Origin of the sequence: Citrobacter telavivensis, from assembly GCF_041807075.1 — a bacterium.
Lineage (GTDB): Bacteria > Pseudomonadota > Gammaproteobacteria > Enterobacterales > Enterobacteriaceae > Citrobacter_A > Citrobacter_A telavivensis.
In genome coordinates this window covers 1-1201 of sequence record NZ_JBGUBF010000023.1, presented here as the reverse complement: position 1 = coordinate 1201, position 1201 = coordinate 1, and the positions used below count along the sequence as shown (strand labels likewise).

Below are 1201 nucleotides of genomic sequence, written 5' to 3'. Positions count from 1 at the left end.
CAACATTCTTTACACCAATACTGCCCAGAACTTCACCTAAAACGATTAAACAGCTTGATGCTGGCCTCTAAGGCGCTGATTGAATGTAAGACACTGACCTTGACTGAGTTAGGTCGAAATTTACCAACCACGGCCCGAACCAAGCACAACATCAAGCGCATTGATCGTTTGCTCGGCAACACGCATCTGCATCAAGAACGGTTAGCTGTCTACCAATGGCATGCCAGCCTCATCTGTTCTGGTAACCCTATGCCGATTGTGCTCGTCGATTGGTCAGACATCCGAGAGCATAAACGCATCATGGCTCTGCGCGCCTCAATAGCCTTCAATGGCCGCTCTATTACCCTGTATGAGAAGTCCTATCCCCTATCAGAACAATGCTCTAAGGCCTCCCACAACGGTTTTTTAGCGGACTTAGCCAAGATTTTACCTTTGCATGTTACCCCTCTCATCGTGACTGACGCGGGGTTCAAAGTGCCTTGGTACAAAGAGGTTGAGGCGCATGGTTGGTTTTGGCTAAGCCGTATTCGCGGTACAGTTCAATTTGCAGATATTGGCGCTGAAAATTGGCGTGCAGTTCGAAGTACACATGACTTGGCCAACGGTCAAGCGAAGAGCCTGGGTTGTAAGACTTTGACCAAAACTAACCCTATCAATTGCCATCTCACGCTTTATCGTAGCAAACCTAAGGGGCGTACAAATCAGCGTTCAACGAGGACTAATTGCCACCATCCATCGGCAAAAACGTACTCAACATCGGCGAAAGAGCCTTGGGTGTTAGCCAGCAATTTACCACCAGAATCTCGGAGCCCAAAGCAGCTGGTAAACCTGTACGCCAAACGTATGCAAATAGAGGAAACCTTTCGTGACCTCAAAAGCCCGGCATACGGCTTTGGCTTACGCCAAAGTCGTACCAACAGTCCAGAGCGATTCGACATCATCCTACTGATAGCGTTGATGGTTCAATGCCTGTTGTGGCTAGTTGGTTTACACGCACAGCAACAGGGCTGGGATAAGCATTTTCAGGCCAATACCATTGGGCATCGAACGGTACTCTCAACGATTCGCTTGGGATTGGAGGTACTCAGGCGGCCTGATTATCAAATCACGGAGAAAGAATTGCTGGCGGCCTGGGTATTATTCGCCAATCAGTTGCTCAAATATGGCTATGCTATGGCTGATTTATGAGGGGATCCTTCAG

1 protein-coding gene is annotated in these 1201 nt (G+C 48.6%); it reads left to right on the top strand.

Annotated features, from left to right (window positions below):
- Positions 1 to 1188, top strand: a 1188-nt coding sequence (locus tag ACERJC_RS25450) for an IS4-like element IS10A family transposase (protein WP_032446888.1), incomplete at its 5' end; no start/stop codon positions are given.
- Positions 1189 to 1201 lie beyond the last annotated feature (13 nt).